Genomic DNA, 15,624 nt, shown 5'->3' on the forward strand with positions numbered 1-15,624 from the left:
CATGATTTTTGCTCTCGTTCTTCTTGCCCTGATCACCGGGGCCGATGCCGCATATGCCGGGCCGTTGCAGGTCTTTGCCGCACTCATTGCCAATGGCGTCTCCTTTGGCTCGGCGTTTTTGGCGGTGGGCGGCGGCGCGCTTCTGGGCCGGGCGGTGATCAGCATTGGCACGTCGCTGCTCAGCTCGGCCTTGCGCAAAAAGCCCGAGGTGCGCAGCGGCACCGAGCTCGATGTGCAGATGGGCGATGACCAGCCGATGAGCTTTGTGCTCGGGGCGGGGGTGACGGCGGGGCGGCGCAAATATGCGGGTGCCTGGGGCGAGGCGAACACCTTCTTTGTGGATGTGATCGAGATCTCCAGCCTGCCGATCGCGGGGCTGCGCGGGGTCTGGGTGAATGACCAGAAGGTCACGCTGTCGGCGTCCGGACCGGGGGAGCCGGGGGATTTTTACGCCGTTGAATTTGAATTTGGCGCGACGCGGACGGTCTACTTTGAGCTGGTTGATGGCACGCAGACCGCCGCCTCGCCCTATCTTCTCGACAAGTTCGGCGCGCATGCCGACCGGCCCTTCACGCCTGAGATGATCGGGCGCGGCTGTGCCTATGTCATCATGACCGTGCGCTATGACCGCGACCATATGAACACGCTGCCCTCGGTTCTCTTTGAGCCGGAACCGCTGGCGCTTTACGATCTGCGCCAGGACAGCACCAATGGCGGTTCCGGGCCGCAAAGGTGGGATGCACCCGAGACATGGGCGCCCTCCGAGAACCCGGCGGTGATGGCCTATAATGTCATTCGTGGCATCTTCTATGGGGATGAATGGCTGTTTGGCGGCCAGAACCTTCCGGCCTCGCGGCTGCCTGCCTCGTCCTGGATTGCGGCGGCGAATGAATGCGATGCCCCGGCGGAGCTGGCGGGGGGCGGGACGGAGCCCTCCTACCGGGCGGCGATGGAAGTCACCGTGGACATGGAGCCTTTGAGCGTGATCGAGGCGCTGGGGCAGGCGGCGAACATGCGGGTGGCGGAGGTCGGTGGCCTCTTCAAGGCGCTTGTCGGCGCGCCGGGCTCGGCGGTTTACGCCTTCACCGATGAGGATATCCGGGTGACCGAGGGCCAGAGCCTGACGCCGTTCCCGGCGTTGAATGACACATACAACACGCTGACCGCGACCTATCCCGAGCCCGGCGAAAAATGGGCCAGCAAGGATGCGCCGGAATATCAGGATGCGGCGGCGATGGCGGCAGATGGCGGGCGGTATCTGCCTGCCAATGTCAGCTATCCTGCGGTGCCCTTTGCCGCGCAGGTGCAACGGCTGATGCGGGCGCAGATGCAGGATTACCGGCGCTTTGCCAGCCACCAGTTCCATCTGCCGCCCGACGCCTATGCGCTGGAGCCGAATGATGTTGTGGCCTGGAGTTCGGTGCGCAACGGCTACAACAACAAGAAGTTCCTGGTCGTGCAGGTCTCCAAACAGCGCGGCTTTGGGGTTCTCGTCTCGCTTCGGGAGATCGATCCGGCTGATTATGACTGGTCGGGTGATTATCAGGTGCCGACGGCATCCGGCTGGACCGGGGCCGATGATTATCCGGTGCAGGTGATCTCGGGCTGGACGGCAAGCCCGGTGACGCTGGCCGATGATCAGGGCCGCGCCCGGGTGCCCGGCATTCAGGTTGGCTGCAACCCCTTGGCGGCGGGCGTCAGCCACATCCGCGTTCAGGTGCGGGTGAAGGGCACGGCGGCGGCGGTGCTCGATACCGCGCGGCTGCCTTACGAAGCGCCCTTTGTCTGGATCCTGCAGGGCGGGTTCTCGCCCGCCACGCAATATGAGGTGCGCGGGCGCTATGTCTCGGCGCTGACGCCGCTGCAGGAATGGTCAGCCTGGCTGACGGTCACCACGCCTGACATCCGTCTCACGGCGGCGGATCTTGCCGCCGAGGTGACCGATGCGCTGGCGGGGGCCGCCGGGGCGGCAGCGGATGCGCTGGAACGGATCAATGCCGCCGATGCAGCAATTGCGCTCTTGGATGCGGGCCTTGGTGATGTGCAGGCCGAGCAGGCGGAGACCTCTGCGCTGGTGGTCAGCACGGCGGGGCAGGCGGGGGTGATCGGCGATCAGTACCTCGATCTGACCGCGAACTGGACCCGGGTGACCGGGCAGGGGGTGCTGACCAAAGTGGCAAACCAGATCTACCCGCTGGGGCAGAGCTGGGGATTTGCGGTGACGGCGGCGCAGGCGGATGGGCTGTCCACCCGCTCGACGCGGGCGCTTTGGACAGGTCAGGCCAATGCGGCGGCCTATGTGGCCGAGGTGGACTTCACGCTCGACAGCGGCAGTTTGTCGGGCGCGGGGTTTGCCGTGGTCTGGAACAACACCGGCGGCACCGGCTACGCCCATAGCATCGCGCTTTCGGCGGCGATCAATGCGCCCTTGGTTTTGGGCCGGCTGATGACGGCGCGGGCGGTCTTTATGCGCCCGGCCGGGTTTGCCGGGACCTTCGACTACAACCAGTTGCTGCTCTACGCCAATGGCGCGGCGGCGGCCTTTGGGGGCATGGCGGCGAAGGGCATCACTTTCCATGCGGCGCGCCTGCGGCTGGCCACGGCAGAAGAGCTGGGGTCGGGGCAGGTCTCCGCGGTGATCGATGCGCGGATCTCGGAGGAGCGGGTGGTGCGGGTGGCGGCAGAGGGGGCGCTGGCCTCCTCGGTTGCCACCACGCAGGCCAGCCTGAATGGGGTCAGCGCCACGGTGGCGATCCAGCAAAGCGTGCTGGCCTCGCTGAACGGGACGGTGGCGCGGCTCAATCTGGTGAGCATCGCGGGCACCGGCTACATCGCCGGGATCGAGGCGGTGGCATGGGATGGCACGGGGGCGGCGTCGGGCAGCCTCTTGCGGCTGATTGGCGATGATGTGGTGGCCGAGGGCACGCTTTCCACCAACAAGCTGGTGGTGGGGCTCGGGCGCAACTTCATCGAGAACGCCGATTTTGCCGATGGCACCGAAGGCTGGGTGACGGCGACCACCGGCTTTGCCGGGGCGCTGCCCAGCTTCGGTCTGCGGGCGGCCGGGCAGACCTATGCCGGGGCGACCTATCCGACCTATGGGATCACGCAAGCCACGGCGGAGACGGGGGGCTTTGCGCTTCTGCGGTATCGGCCCACCTCGCCCTCCGGCGTGCTGTCGAACGGTATGCCGGTTGCGCCGGGGGATTGGGTCGAGGCCAGCGTGCGGGCGTCCACCCTGCGCTGCGCCGGGGATGTGCGGATCCAATGGCTGGACAATGCCGGGGCCTTCATCGCGAGTTCTGCGCTCGGGGCGATTGCCGAGAATCTGCCCGGCTCCAGCACGAACCCGGCGACCTGGGCGCGTTCCTGGATCAAGGCGCAGGCACCGGCAGGGGCGACATTCGCGCTGCTGCAGGTGACAAAATACGCCACCTCGAGCGGGACGAACTCCTATCTCTTCCTGCATGAGCCGCAGCTTTGCCTGACCCATGCGGCAGCAACCCAGCCGACGCCATTCTCGCCGCGCGGCACCACGCTGATCAGCGGCGGGCGGCTGGTGACCAACTCGGTGACGGCGCAGGCGGTGAACACCTCCAGCTTCTCGGCGGCGGGGCTGGCAGTGTTCGGGGGTGACCTGAAGAGCGCCAACTTTGCCACCGGGGCCTCGGGCTGGCGGATCGCGGCAGATGGGAACATGGAGCTGAACAACCTGGTGGTGCGGGGATCCATTGTCGATGGCGCGGCCTCTGACAATGCGACCCTCTACATACCGGGCAGCATCACCTATCCTTTTGAGAACTATGCGACGGGCGGGGAATATGTCCCCTCTGCCCTGTACCTTGGTTCCATTGATCCGACGCAGCTCTATCAGTTCGCGATCTATACGGAATACCGCTTCCCGGTGTCGGGTGGCGGGGGACAACCCAGTGACTCCATCGCCGTGGTGCATCAGATCCGCAGCATGCCGGTGGGCGGTTCCTGGGGCGCGTGGGGCACGATCCAGAACCTCACCAGATTCTACAATCAGGGGACGGGCTGGGTCAGCGCATCCAACGTGTTCGACGTGAGTGGCTATTACGACAACGTGCAGGTCAGGACGGTGCTGCAGGGGTTTGGCACGACCTTTGACTACACCGGCACGACATTCTGCCGCCGCCTTTGCATTGCGGGAAGGGCCTTGAGACGATGAAATACCTGAAACTGACCGCGACGGGGTGCGTCGCGGAATATGGCGTTGCGCGCGCCCTGCCGGAGGGCGCCATCGCGGCCCCGGACAGCTTTGATCCGGCAATGGCCGAGCAACTTTACCGCACGGCCGGGGGCGATTGGGTTGAGCGACCGCTCTGCCCCGTGCCGGTGGTGGTCTCCGGCGGCATTCAGATCAGCGGCTGCCCGGAGGGGGTGCGGGCCGAGGTTTATGATCTGGACGGGACCGAGCATCTGGCCAGCCTGACCCCGGATGCCGCAGGGCTGATCGCGGCCAGCTTGCCGGAGGCGGGGCGCTACCGGATCGAAGTGGAGGGGCCCGAGCCCCTGCGCCCCGTCGCGGTGGAAATCACGGTGGAGATCGGGGTGGAGATCGGGGTGCTGCCATGATCGAGATCCGCCGCACCGATGCCGGGCGGCAGCGGGCGCTGGCAACCCTCGCCGCATCGGCACAGGCCGAGGTCAATGCCATGAGCGGTGCCGCCCGGCGGGGCTGGATCACCGATCTGCCGGGGCAGGATCTGGTCTATGCCGCCAAGCGGGCCGAGGCCGCCGCCTGGCTGGCGGCAGATCCGCCACCCGCTGACCTCTCGGCCTTCCCCTGGATCGCGGCCGAGGTCGGCATCACCGCCCCCACGGCGGCGGAACTGGCGCAGATCTGGCTCAACCTCGATGCCCTTTGGCAGGCGGAGGGCGCGCGGATCGAGGCCTTGCGCCAGGCCGCTTTGACCACCATCGCAGCGGCCGAAACGGCCGGCGAGATCACCACCGCTGTCGAGACCGCCCGCGCGGCGCTCTGAGCGGAGCGATCATCGCATAGGGCAGAGTCCCGCCAAGGCGATCCTCGCCTGGCGCTGTCCCGATCCGTTGCCCTGACCGCCGCAAATACCTCCGAAAAGTTGCGCCGCGCCGGTTTCGGCCGCGCGCTGTCTTAGGGCGATTATTGCCCCTTTTGGGCACGCTACGCCCGAGCCCTTGCCCGCGCCGGTCCATTCCGCGCGGTGCGCGGTGCGCCTTCATGCTTTCCCATTTCCCGACGAAAGGAGCCATTCATGGCCGATCTATACGCCAGTCATGCCCGGGGGTTGCAAAGCCCGGCCACCCAGCATTTTGCCATTACCCCCGCCAATGGCGCCAATTTGCCCAACCGCCCGCGGGTTTTGAAAGTGCTGACGGCGGGCACGGTGGCGCTGCGCGACAGCGCCGGGGTGGTGCTGATTTATCCGGTGCAAGCGGGCGAGCTGTTGCAGTTCTCCGCCATGGGCGTTGAGGCGACGGGCACCACCGCGACCGTTGTCGGGTGGCTCTGATGCTGGGCCTCGGGCTTGGTGTCACCGGGGCATCTTCGGTGCGGATGTCCTTCACGGCGTATCAGAAGGACGGGGTGGCACCGACGCTGATCCTCAACCCTGCAGGCAATATGTTCGCCAAAGACCCGGAAGGCTGGGCGCTGTCCTATGCGGTGGAGGGCGTGATGCCTGCAGCCATTCTCAATTTCACGGCACAGATTTACGGGAGATCCTGACATGGCACTCACTCAAAAGGCCCTGGCCGAGATCGTGACCACCCTGCGCGCCACGACCGGCACGGTGATCGACGCCAGCGGCAAAATCGCGACGGTGCCCGCTGACACCGCGCGGATCGACTACAGCGATGGGGAGGCGGCGCTGTTGGAGGAAGCGGCGAGCACGAACCTCGTACCGTATTCGGCTGCGAGTATCGACAACTGGCTCATTGATGGGGCTACCCTGACTGGCCTCTCGCTGAATGCGCTTGGTACGTTTCCGGGCCTTAAAATCGCCAGTGACGGGCAGAGTTACCACAGAGCAAGCGCTGGAAATGTCAATTGGACTTCTGGCAATACCTACGCCGTGTCAGCTTGGTACAAGGCTGGCACTAGCGGTAAGTGCCGAGTGGTCATGCGAGACTCTGCGGGTGCCATCGAGGTATCTGTAAGCGGCCTTGTTGGGGCACTGTCCCTTGGCTCTTCCGCAGGCGGGAACGTGTTCGGTATCGTGAACACTGCTCTCGGAGATGGCCTGTACAAGGTTACTTTCCTCTTCACCCCCAACACTTCTACCACTTCGGGTCGCCCAGCCATAGGCCCGCACACTGTCAACGTTGGTGAGGATGTTGTCGCGCTCGGCATTCAGGTCGAAGCGGGCACCGTCCCCACCAGCTACATCCCCACCAATGGTGGCGCAGTCACCCGCGCCCGTGATATTTGCACCGTGGATGTAAGCGATCTCGGGATCGCCGCTGGCTGCACCATAGCCGTTAAGGGCCGCTTCGATGGGCTGACCCAACCCGCTCCGGGCACCAACGATCGTATTCTGAGCATTGATGACGGTGGCTTCAATAACCGTTTAATTCTAGCCAGTACAAATCTCGGGGCGATCTTGGCACAGGTCCGAAAAGACAACATTCTTGAGGCGTCGTCTAACGGCCCTGACGGGGCTTCCACCTCTAACTTTGCCGTAGCGATGCGGGCCGGTCCGAACAATTTTAAGACGGCTATAAACGGCGTTTTATCTGGTCAGGACAGTTCCGTTAACTACCCGGCGGTTACTACCATGCGCATCGGGGCATCGGACGCCAGTGGCGGAGGCACCCCGCCGCGCCTGCGCGTCAAATCCATCCTCATCTATCCCGTGCTGCTGTCTGACGCAGCCCTTGCCGCATTGGGGACCGTGTAATGCAGATCATCCGTTTGAAATTCGCCGATGCCACTGAGGCTGAAACGCCGCTGGCCCCTTACCGCGAGGATGAGCGCTGCACTGTCGCGCTCACCTACCCGATGCAGGACACCGGCACGCTGGACGGCGAAGGCCAGCCGCTCCTGGCGCTGGTCGAGGGCCATCACATCGACATTCTGGCGCGCCCCGGGGTGGATCTGTCACCGCTGGCGGAGTGGGTCGTGACGCCTGTCACGCCGCAGCACGGGTTTGCGGGGGTGACAGAATGATCGCGGCGCTGATCCTCCTGGCGCTGGCCTCGCTGGCTGATGCGGTCACTACGGTCATCGCGCTGCGCCTTCCTGGCTTGCGCGAGGCGAACCCGTTGGCGCGCGGGGTGATGGCGGTGGCGGGCGTGCCCGGCTGGGTGATCCTGCGGCTTGCCGCGGCCGGGCTGGCCGGATGGGCGCTCTGGTCCTCGCATGCTGCGGGCGGGTCGGGCGCGGCACTGGCCACTTTGGGGGCATGGGTCCTGGCGCTGATCACCCTGCGCGTCGCGGTGATCAACACGCGGCACATTCTGGCGCGCCGATCCTCCTGACCGGCCGCGCCGTTCCACAGCATGCAAGCCGTCCCGCCCGGGGCGGCTTTTTCGATTCCGGGGACACAAGACATGAACCAGCACGAGGGAACCATCGTGAAAAGCACCAATATCATCGCCGGATTCGGCCTGACCTTTCCGGCGTGGTGGCCGAGCCTTGAAGTGATCAACAGCGCGGCGGCGCTCCTGGTCTCGATCCTCTCGGCGGTCTGGCTCTTGCTGCAGATCCGCAAGGCCCTGCGCGACAAGGGGGAAAAGGCATGATCGCCCGTATCTTCCTGGCCCGCATCCGCGCCTTCCTGCGCGGCACGCTCGGCGCGGTTGGCAAGCAAGCGCCGGGCTGGCTCTTGATCTGCACCGCGGCGGTCAGCGGCTTTGAAGGACTGCGCCTCATCGCCTATCGTGATCCGGTGGGCATTCCGACGTTCTGCTTCGGGGAGACCGAGGGGGTGCGGATGGGCGACCGAGCCACCCCGGCGCAATGCGCGGATCTCTTGCGCGCCCGGCTCATTGCCTTCGATGCGGGGCTGGCGCGCTGCTATCCGGGGCTGGTGCAGCAACCCGACCGGCGGCGGGCGGCGCTGGTGTCCTGGGCCTATAATGTCGGGCTGGGGGCGGCCTGCGGCTCGACCCTAATCCGGCTGGCCAAGGCGGGCGAGATCGGTGCCGCCTGCGATCAGCTGCCCCGCTGGAACAAGGCGACCAAGGCCGGGATCCGGGTGGTGCTGCCGGGCCTGACCAAGCGCCGGGCGGAAGAGCGCGCCATGTGCCGCGAGGGGCTGGCATGAGCAGCCTTCCCCTCGCGGCCGTGGCGCTGATCGCCAGCTTTGCCGCCGGTGCCTGGTGGCAGGCGGCAGCGCTCGCCGCCGCCCAGGACGCCCGGATCCGGGCCGAGATTAACCTGCGGGCCAAGGAGGATGCCATCGCGCTCTCCGCCCGCGATCTGGAGGACCAAGCCCATGCGCAGCCTGCTACTGCTGTTTGTCTGCCTCTCGACCGGGTGCGCCGCCTCAATCTCCGCTGACGCGCCCTGCGCCGATCCGGTCACGCTGCCGGAGCGCGCGCTGACCGATCAGGAGGTCGAGATCTTCTGGGGGCGGGACAGAACCGCGCTCAGGATCTGCAAGGGCAGGGCGGGCGCGTCATCATGACCCGGCGGGAATGCAGGCCTGTGCGGCGCAAGCCACGAATTTTCGAATTAGCCCTGCCGACCGGCGATCAGAATAACAGAGGCGAATAGTGTGCCACTTCTTTCGGCGCGTGGCTTGGGTGCAAACCTGTATGGCCCGCACCCTCGGCAATCAAAATATATCTGGTCTCCGCTTACTATTCGGCAGCGTTTTGCAGCATCGTGACGTCAGCGATGAATTGCGCGAATTCGTCGCGCAGATCGGGGCGTGCGAGACCGAAGGAAACGGTGGCCTGCAGGAAGCCCGCCTTTGTGCCGCAGTCGAAGCGCTGCCCGCGGAAGCGGAAGCCGAACACGTCGCGGCCCTCCCGGATTTCCTGCGCAATGGCGTCGGTCAACTGAATTTCACCGCCAGCGCCCGGAGCCTGATTGTGCAGGTTTTCCATGATCTGCGGCGTCAAAATATAACGACCGATCACGGCGAGGTTTGAGGGGGCGTCCTCCTTCTTTGGTTTTTCCACCATGCCACGGGTTCGGACGATTGATCCCATATCTTCCGAGACGTCCAGAACGCCATAGGAGGAGGTCTTCTCCATCGGAACTTCCATTGCAGCAACCATACAGCCGCCGGTTTCTTGATACGCCTCGACCATTTGCTGGAGACAGGGCTTGTCGGCCGCGATCACGTCATCGGTGAGGATCACCGCAAAGGGCTCGTCGCCAATCAGGCGCCGGGCACACCACACTGCATGGCCCAGGCCAAGCGCTTTGTGCTGGCGAAGATAGGCAATGGCGCCCGAGTCCATGTTGGTCGCCTCTAGGATCTTCAACAGATCTTTCTTGCCCGATTTCTCCAGAGAATTTTGCAGTTCATGAGAGTGATCGAAGTAGTCTTCGAGGGCACCCTTGCCGCGCGAGGTCACGAAAATGAACTCTTCAATCCCCGCGTCACGGGCTTCGTCGATTGCGTATTGGATCAGAGGGCGGTCGACCAAAGTGAGAATTTCTTTTGGAATTGATTTGGTCGCAGGAAGGAATCGCGTTCCGAGACCCGCCACGGGAAAAATGGCTTTCGTTACATTACGTTGCATCTCACACCTATGATTTTCGCCCCGGCAGGGCATGTAATGGGTGCATTAGACCCTTTACCACTTTCTCTCGCAAGAACTGCCACCTTGAGTCACCATAGAAATGGCGAAAAGTTCGCGGAACGAGCTTTTTTGGTGCACCGTGAGGAGGCATTCGCGCGGCGTTTTTGCCGAGCTGTGCTTGCTCGCAGCGCGGTTGCCCGGTTTCTCTCTGTGTATTTGGGCGGGAATGATCTGAAGGATGCTGCAGGCCGGGGTGCGCCGCCTCAATCTCCGCTAACCCCTGTGCCGATCCGGTCACGCTGCCGGAGCGCGCGTTGACCGATCAGGAGGTTGAAATCTTCTGGGGGCGGGACCGCACCGCGCTCAGGGTTTGCAAGGGCAGGGCGGGCGCGTCATCATGACCCGGTGGGCATGTAGGCCTGCGCGAAGCCACGGCAGGGGGGATAGGGTGATGTGCGGACGCTTTGTCGATCCAAACCTGCGGGGCAGCGAGATGGATATGTCGCAAACCAAGATCGACCCGATCCCCCGGCGCTACAACGTCAAGCCGACACAGGAGGTGCTGGTGATGGGGCGGCTGCCGCAGCAGGCGCAATATGCGCGCTGGGGGCTGATCCCCTCCTGGTATCGCGGCGATATCCGCGAGTGGAAGGCCGCGACGATCAACGCCCGGATCGAGGATGCCGCGCAAAAGCCGAGCTTCAAGGCCGCCTGGAAATACGGCCGCTGCCTGATCCCCACCGGCGGCTATTACGAATGGACGGGCGCAAAGGCCCCGAAACAGCCCTACTTCATCGCCTCGGCCGGGAATGAGGAAACCCTGTGGTTTGCCGGGCTGGTCTCGCTCTGGGGCGATCTGCAGACCTGCGCGATCCTGACCCGCGCCGCGACCGAACCGCTGGTGGCGCTCCACACGCGGATGCCGGTGATCCTGAGCGTCAGCGAGCGTGAGGCATGGCTGACCGGCCATGAAGGCCCGGACCTCGGTGCCGGGGCGCAGCTGCGCTACCACCCGGTGAAACGCTTCGGCATTGCCGATGAGGGCGAAGCGCTGATCGAGCCCTTCGCCTGAAGCCAAAGCCCTTCTGCATCCGACGGGCATTCCCCAAAACTATCCTGAAATTCCGCCCCTTTGCAGGGGCCGGGCTGCGCTAACAGCCCGACCACGCAGCATCTGTTGACGCAGGCTGCGCCGACCCAAGAGTGACCTTGAAAGTCGCCTGACCCTCGCGAGGGAGCGACCTATTGAGGTAGAATCACCCCATGGAGCAAGTCAAAATCGCAGCCCCCGTCGCCCCCTGGCTCGGCGGCAAAAAGCGGCTTTACCCGGAGATCATCCAGCGGATCGAGGCGATCCCGCACCAAACCTATATCGAGCCGTTCATCGGCATGGGCGGTGTGTTTCTGCGCCGCCGCTTCCGGCCGCGCCTCGAGGTGGCCAATGATCTGAACGGCGAAATCGTCAATCTCTTCCGCATCCTGCAGCGGCATTACCCGCAGCTAATGGAAGTCATGCGCTTCCAGATCACCTCGCGCCGCGAGTTTGAGCGGCTGCGCGGCATGGATCCCGCAAGCCTCACTGACCTCGAGCGGGCGGCGCGGTTCCTCTACCTGCAGCGCCTCTGTTTTGGCGGCAAGATCGGCGGGGTGTTCGGCGTCTCCGCCACCACCAGCCCGCGGTTCTCGCTGTCCCGCCTCGAGCCGCTCCTCGATGCCGCGCATGAACGGCTGGAAGGGGTGGTCTTTGAGCAGTTGGATTGGGCTGAGCTGATCCCGCGGTATGACAGCACCGGCGCGCTGTTCTATCTCGATCCGCCGTACATGGGCGGCGAGGATGACTATGGCAAAGGGCTGTTCGACCGGGGGCAGTTTGCCCGGATGGCCGAGATCCTGGCCGGGATCGAGGGGGGCTTCATCCTGTCGATCAACGATACGCCCGAGGTCCGCGAGATCTTCGGGGCGTTCCATCTGCATGAGGTCAGTCTGAAGTATTCGGTGTCAGCGGCGGGGGCAACGGAGGCGAAGGAGCTGATCATCAGCAACCGGGAGGTTCGGACTCGGTTGATTTGAGCGGAGAGAGCGAGAAACTTTAAGGGCACGCGGCTGATAGCTCGGGATCCGAGGTAAAACAGTGATCCTTGCAGCATATAGCGAGGGCACTGTGAATGAGAGAAAATGTAGGCTCTCAAGGTGAAGTTGACCGTCAGCGCTTCGAATTCGCTATGAAAATGTCGCGTGTTCAACGAAGCGATCATTGCGTTCATGTAAGAACTCCTGTTACGATTAAAACGCTTCACTCGACGGGGCGAGATATATGGAATTCATCAACACTTGCCGTCGTATTTTTTAAAGTTTGGAAAAATAAATGTCAATAATCCTCTATGCATCAACGTTTGTGATCTTTTTTTTGGTTGCTCTTGTCCTGTGGATGCGGTGGCGAATGACGGTTTCAAAGGGGCGATTTGCTTTAACTATAGTTTCGGCATTGTTGACGTGTTTGTTTTTTGGTGTTGCTGCGGTGTCTTCGAATGTTCCTAAGTTAGTTGTTTCCAAGATTTCAGAAATCTTGGGCTATGGACCAGTTGATGATACGCCGCCGTCGGTTCTTGTTTTGGTTCTGACTATAGTGGCCATGATGCTTATTTATCGATTTGGTTCGACTTCAGTTGTGAATTGGACTGCTCCAGTGCGAGTTTCTGAGATCGATCTTGCAGAAAAATTCCTTGAGAATAACGTTCTTGCGTTATCGATTGAGCAGATTAAATTTATTTTAAAGGGACAGAAAGATCCACTTGCAAGTGACGCAATGGTCAATTGGAATAAGAAAGTATCAGAGCCACCGCCACCAGTTCCAACGAGAAACCTTCTCAAAGATATGCTTGTTTCGGCGTACGCGGAAATTCGAATCTCAGATGATGGATGGCGCGACGAAGGCAAATTATGGGTTGGCGAAATATTAGGTGTTCGTTCGCGGGATACTAAGTCAGTAATAGCGTTTGTTTGTGATGCGCGCCCCGAAAAGGCGGAGTTGGAGGCGAAAATTGAAGAGCTGCAGTCAAAATCTGTTGATCTGAATGATTTTCGCTTTTTTGCACTCTACCTCTCTAATGGACATTGCGGCAATGATGATAAATATTTCGATATCGCGGGGACGGCAGTCACAGTAATTTCTTCTCGTCAGTTAATTTTAAAAAGCCTTGATCTTCTAAATTATGCAAGAGATATCGTTGATTCATTTGAAAGAACTCGTGTCGGCGGCACATTGACGACACTTCAAGGCTCATATGTTGATCTTGAAGCGGAGCGGAGATCTGAAAAAGGTGATTTGGAAGCGGAGTATGTTTCAAAAAGACTCAACGATTGGCTCATGCAAGATACCCGTGAGAATATTGTGATTACAGGTGAGTATGGGCAGGGCAAGAGTACGGCGCTGTTAAAATTTTGCTACGATTGGGCCAGGAAATTTATTGATTCTGGGGAGATTGAAGGTCGGATACCCTTACTAATTGAGCTTAGAGGGCAAAATCCATCAGAAACCGATCCTCTAGGATTTCTGTCGCCATGGTGCGCAAGGTACCGCCTTCTGCCGCAGCAAGTGCTCAACCTTATCAAAGCAGGTGAAGCTGTAATTATTTTTGAGGGTTTTGATGAGTTGAGGAATGCAGGTCGAGCGTTCTATCGTCATCAACACTTTAACGCTCTGTGGCGGTTTGCCTACCCTGGCACAAAGATTATTTTCACAGGGAGGCCAAATTTTTTCTTAGATCAACATGAGGCTAATCGCACACTTCGTACTCAAGATGAGAGAAAGATAACTGGCGCTGCTTTCACGTCGGTCTGGAAGCTCAGGAAATTGAACCTAGAGCAGATCATTGACGCCTGCCGAAGCTATGATGGAGATGCAAAAGAAGGGATTGCTGCAGCGGCCGAGTCAAGTGCTGAGTTTCTAGACATCGTTTCTCGCCCTTCGATGTTGCCAGTCGTGGCAACAATTTGGGATGATATTTCGGAATTGCAGAAAGTTGGAGCGCCGTTGACAGGTGCAGCTTTGATCGAGAAATATATTCAGGCTGCATTTTCACGCAAGGAAGTCGAACTCGAGCGGGATACGATACTGTATGATGCGCCATCCGGCTCACGGTATCTTGTTTTGCCTAAGCAAGTGAGGGAACTGCTTACTATTTGTGTTGCTTGGAGAATGTCGGGGTTGGGAGCTAAAAACACAATTCCTCGCTCAGAAATAAATGACATGGTTCGAGAACTATATGATACTCTTCTAGCTACGTCGAAATCTGTTGGTGTATCAGCAACGGTTGCTGAGGGTTTAATTGAGTTTGAAAGACGGTTTGGTGATGATAGTTTGGCTGAGCGTGTCGAGGTGATCACGGCAGAAATTTGCAGTGCAGGTCTGCTGGTTCCTGATCCTGCGGGTGGTGCAAGTAATTTAAGATTTCCGCATAAGCAATTTTTCGAGTTTCTTATTGCTAAAGGTGTTGCAATTAAGGCATGTTCCGATCATCCACATGCCTCGAGATTAATAGAAAGGTCATCAGCCGAAACAAATGTCGCGATGAGGCTCAACTCAGAACCAAATGCTATTTCCTATTTGGCGGAGTGTATTGGAACAAATTTTGATAAAATTGCGCCGGTTAAGAGGCGATTTCATATGAGAGTCGCGATACTACAGGTGATCTTGATCGAGAGATTTCTGAGATTTATAAGCAAAAAGATGTCGGCGGCATTTTTGAAGAATTTTTATATGAAGGCTGGTGGGTCATTCGGATCTTATCTGTCTGTGCGTACGGCAATACGACGCAATTTTTATATATTCACTTGGGGCGGGCCGATAGGTATGTTGGCAATACTGATGACGTCGGCGGCATCGTATTTTGGTTTTGGATCCGGTATTCATATAGAAAGCGCAGATTCGGCATCTTTGGTTTCCCTGGAGTTTATTTCAATTTTTTCCATTATTTACATATCATTGATTTTTATTCTTTCTCCCGTTCTGCTACTAGCAGGCGATCCCATGTTTGAAACTATGCTGGTAAATTTCTTCCGCGCTCACTGGAAGAGACAGGGAGTAGTGCCCAACGACTTCATTGATGAGCTCAGGCTTGCTAGTCTTTCTTTGGCAAGGGGGAAGGTGCAGTTTGGTAGATGTTACACAGATGATGCCGAATACAGTCATTTTCTTTATCCGGCGCTGGAGTTTGGCAAGGTGGAAATTAAATTGAAATCGGGACATGGGCATTGAACCGCAAAGAATCGAGTTTAGGTCTGGTTTGGCGGCTACAGTGTCCCGATGGTCAGGACATTGGGAATGGGGCGTCGCAATGAAGGGCTTTCGCGCATGTCGAATGTCTCGCCTAACCGCGGTCTTTTCCTTAGAACCTTCGATCTGCTTCCCTGTTCTACGATCTTCTTTTGAGATTGACCCGAGTGAATGCTTCGGTCGGTAGCCGCCAACATGAAGCGGATTCAATGCAATTCCAGTGTGCCCACCTCATTACCGTGTTCGGCACGGTCGGCATCAATCCTGAGCACGGCATCACTGAAGCCGCATTTCGTGGGGACCTCGATGGACTGGGATCAAGTGGGTGATAGGCTGGAACCAGTGTTGTCAAGGAGCATGAAGCACCAGCGTATCGAAACAGAAGTCGCTGTCATCCTTCCAGATCCGGTGAAGGATGGCGGCGATAGGTCGGCCCACTTTCCGGCGCAAGGCCCATTAGCCGTCACTTGGCGATAGTGTCAAAAGGGCTTCGCTTGTCGAATTTTGTTGGACAGATTGAGAACCAGTGCCAATCCGAAAGTGTTTCGGCTTGGGTCCATTTTTCAACGTAACCGACCGGTTGGCACCGCCTGCCTGATGGCATGGTGATCGTTTAAGGCACGTGCATAACGACGTCGTTAACG

General features: G+C 60.0%; 15 protein-coding genes. 14 read left to right on the forward strand and 1 reads right to left on the reverse strand.

Annotated elements, in window-relative coordinates; genetic code table 11:
• Position 1 precedes the first annotated feature (1 nt).
• The 11 genes from ACEN2S_RS19055 to ACEN2S_RS19105 all read left to right on the forward strand — a co-directional run bounded on the left by ACEN2S_RS19055 (position 2) and on the right by ACEN2S_RS19105 (position 8,509).
• Positions 2-4,192, forward strand: coding sequence for a phage tail protein (locus ACEN2S_RS19055; protein WP_441869196.1), 4,191 nt, complete (start codon positions 2-4; stop codon positions 4,190-4,192).
• Positions 4,189-4,599, forward strand: a complete 411-nt coding sequence (locus tag ACEN2S_RS19060; RefSeq protein ID WP_441869199.1) for a hypothetical protein — start codon at positions 4,189-4,191, stop codon at positions 4,597-4,599. Before ACEN2S_RS19055 ends, ACEN2S_RS19060 begins: the two co-directional genes overlap by 4 nt.
• The gene (locus ACEN2S_RS19065) at positions 4,596-5,009 is read left to right on the forward strand and encodes a hypothetical protein (protein WP_441869202.1); all 414 of its coding nucleotides are present in this window, start codon (positions 4,596-4,598) and stop codon (positions 5,007-5,009) included. Before ACEN2S_RS19060 ends, ACEN2S_RS19065 begins: the two co-directional genes overlap by 4 nt.
• A 252-nt stretch (positions 5,010-5,261) precedes the next feature.
• The gene (locus tag ACEN2S_RS19070) at positions 5,262-5,519 is read left to right on the forward strand and encodes a spike base protein, RCAP_Rcc01079 family (protein ID WP_441869205.1); all 258 of its coding nucleotides are present in this window, start codon (positions 5,262-5,264) and stop codon (positions 5,517-5,519) included.
• Entirely contained in the window at positions 5,519-5,734 is a 216-nt protein-coding gene (locus ACEN2S_RS19075; protein ID WP_441869208.1) for a hypothetical protein, read from the forward strand. The genes ACEN2S_RS19070 and ACEN2S_RS19075 overlap by 1 nt, the downstream gene beginning before the upstream one ends.
• Position 5,735: 1 nt before the next feature.
• Positions 5,736-6,905 (forward strand): phage head spike fiber domain-containing protein, encoded by a 1,170-nt coding sequence (locus ACEN2S_RS19080; protein WP_441869211.1) that lies wholly within the window; start codon positions 5,736-5,738, stop codon positions 6,903-6,905.
• On the forward strand, positions 6,905-7,174 hold the full coding sequence (locus ACEN2S_RS19085) for a hypothetical protein (RefSeq protein ID WP_441869214.1): 270 nt from the start codon (positions 6,905-6,907) through the stop codon (positions 7,172-7,174). Before ACEN2S_RS19080 ends, ACEN2S_RS19085 begins: the two co-directional genes overlap by 1 nt.
• Positions 7,171-7,485, forward strand: a complete 315-nt coding sequence (locus ACEN2S_RS19090) for a DUF5658 family protein (protein ID WP_441869217.1) — start codon at positions 7,171-7,173, stop codon at positions 7,483-7,485. Before ACEN2S_RS19085 ends, ACEN2S_RS19090 begins: the two co-directional genes overlap by 4 nt.
• Before the next feature lie 72 nt (positions 7,486-7,557).
• Positions 7,558-7,749 (forward strand): hypothetical protein, encoded by a 192-nt coding sequence (locus tag ACEN2S_RS19095; RefSeq protein ID WP_441869220.1) that lies wholly within the window; start codon positions 7,558-7,560, stop codon positions 7,747-7,749.
• Complete coding sequence (locus ACEN2S_RS19100) at positions 7,746-8,273, forward strand: lysozyme (protein WP_441869223.1); 528 nt, start codon at positions 7,746-7,748, stop codon at positions 8,271-8,273. Before ACEN2S_RS19095 ends, ACEN2S_RS19100 begins: the two co-directional genes overlap by 4 nt.
• Positions 8,270-8,509: a hypothetical protein gene (locus ACEN2S_RS19105; RefSeq protein ID WP_441869226.1), complete on the forward strand. Its 240-nt coding sequence runs from the start codon at positions 8,270-8,272 to the stop codon at positions 8,507-8,509. The genes ACEN2S_RS19100 and ACEN2S_RS19105 overlap by 4 nt, the downstream gene beginning before the upstream one ends.
• A 302-nt stretch (positions 8,510-8,811) precedes the next feature.
• Here the strand turns inward: ACEN2S_RS19105 and galU are convergent, their stop codons facing one another.
• Positions 8,812-9,705, reverse strand: a complete 894-nt coding sequence (gene galU, locus ACEN2S_RS19110) for a UTP--glucose-1-phosphate uridylyltransferase GalU (RefSeq protein ID WP_441869228.1) — start codon at positions 9,703-9,705, stop codon at positions 8,812-8,814.
• Between the two features lie 451 nt (positions 9,706-10,156).
• On the opposite strand from galU, the gene ACEN2S_RS19115 reads away from it, so the two are divergent.
• From ACEN2S_RS19115 to ACEN2S_RS19125, 3 genes are all read left to right on the forward strand, one after another.
• Positions 10,157-10,777, forward strand: a complete 621-nt coding sequence (locus tag ACEN2S_RS19115) for an SOS response-associated peptidase (protein ID WP_441869231.1) — start codon at positions 10,157-10,159, stop codon at positions 10,775-10,777.
• Between the two features lie 191 nt (positions 10,778-10,968).
• Positions 10,969-11,775: a DNA adenine methylase gene (locus ACEN2S_RS19120; protein ID WP_441869234.1), complete on the forward strand. Its 807-nt coding sequence runs from the start codon at positions 10,969-10,971 to the stop codon at positions 11,773-11,775.
• Positions 11,776-12,070: 295 nt separating this feature from the next.
• Complete coding sequence (locus ACEN2S_RS19125) at positions 12,071-14,962, forward strand: NACHT domain-containing protein (RefSeq protein ID WP_441869237.1); 2,892 nt, start codon at positions 12,071-12,073, stop codon at positions 14,960-14,962.
• The last annotated feature ends 662 nt before the right edge of the window (positions 14,963-15,624 follow it).

The sequence above is a fragment of the Phaeovulum sp. W22_SRMD_FR3 genome (assembly GCF_052113705.1).
GTDB lineage: Bacteria > Pseudomonadota > Alphaproteobacteria > Rhodobacterales > Rhodobacteraceae > JBGQOG01.

Coding starts and splice junctions, on each gene's coding strand:
- ACEN2S_RS19055 (WP_441869196.1), top strand. CDS start 2: ATGATTTTTGCTCTCGTTCTTCTTGCCCTGATCACCGGGGCCGATGCC.
- ACEN2S_RS19060 (WP_441869199.1), top strand. CDS start 4,189: ATGAAATACCTGAAACTGACCGCGACGGGGTGCGTCGCGGAATATGGC.
- ACEN2S_RS19065 (WP_441869202.1), top strand. CDS start 4,596: ATGATCGAGATCCGCCGCACCGATGCCGGGCGGCAGCGGGCGCTGGCA.
- ACEN2S_RS19070 (WP_441869205.1), top strand. CDS start 5,262: ATGGCCGATCTATACGCCAGTCATGCCCGGGGGTTGCAAAGCCCGGCC.
- ACEN2S_RS19075 (WP_441869208.1), top strand. CDS start 5,519: ATGCTGGGCCTCGGGCTTGGTGTCACCGGGGCATCTTCGGTGCGGATG.
- ACEN2S_RS19080 (WP_441869211.1), top strand. CDS start 5,736: ATGGCACTCACTCAAAAGGCCCTGGCCGAGATCGTGACCACCCTGCGC.
- ACEN2S_RS19085 (WP_441869214.1), top strand. CDS start 6,905: ATGCAGATCATCCGTTTGAAATTCGCCGATGCCACTGAGGCTGAAACG.
- ACEN2S_RS19090 (WP_441869217.1), top strand. CDS start 7,171: ATGATCGCGGCGCTGATCCTCCTGGCGCTGGCCTCGCTGGCTGATGCG.
- ACEN2S_RS19095 (WP_441869220.1), top strand. CDS start 7,558: ATGAACCAGCACGAGGGAACCATCGTGAAAAGCACCAATATCATCGCC.
- ACEN2S_RS19100 (WP_441869223.1), top strand. CDS start 7,746: ATGATCGCCCGTATCTTCCTGGCCCGCATCCGCGCCTTCCTGCGCGGC.
- ACEN2S_RS19105 (WP_441869226.1), top strand. CDS start 8,270: ATGAGCAGCCTTCCCCTCGCGGCCGTGGCGCTGATCGCCAGCTTTGCC.
- galU (WP_441869228.1), bottom strand. CDS start 9,705: ATGCAACGTAATGTAACGAAAGCCATTTTTCCCGTGGCGGGTCTCGGA.
- ACEN2S_RS19115 (WP_441869231.1), top strand. CDS start 10,157: ATGTGCGGACGCTTTGTCGATCCAAACCTGCGGGGCAGCGAGATGGAT.
- ACEN2S_RS19120 (WP_441869234.1), top strand. CDS start 10,969: ATGGAGCAAGTCAAAATCGCAGCCCCCGTCGCCCCCTGGCTCGGCGGC.
- ACEN2S_RS19125 (WP_441869237.1), top strand. CDS start 12,071: ATGTCAATAATCCTCTATGCATCAACGTTTGTGATCTTTTTTTTGGTT.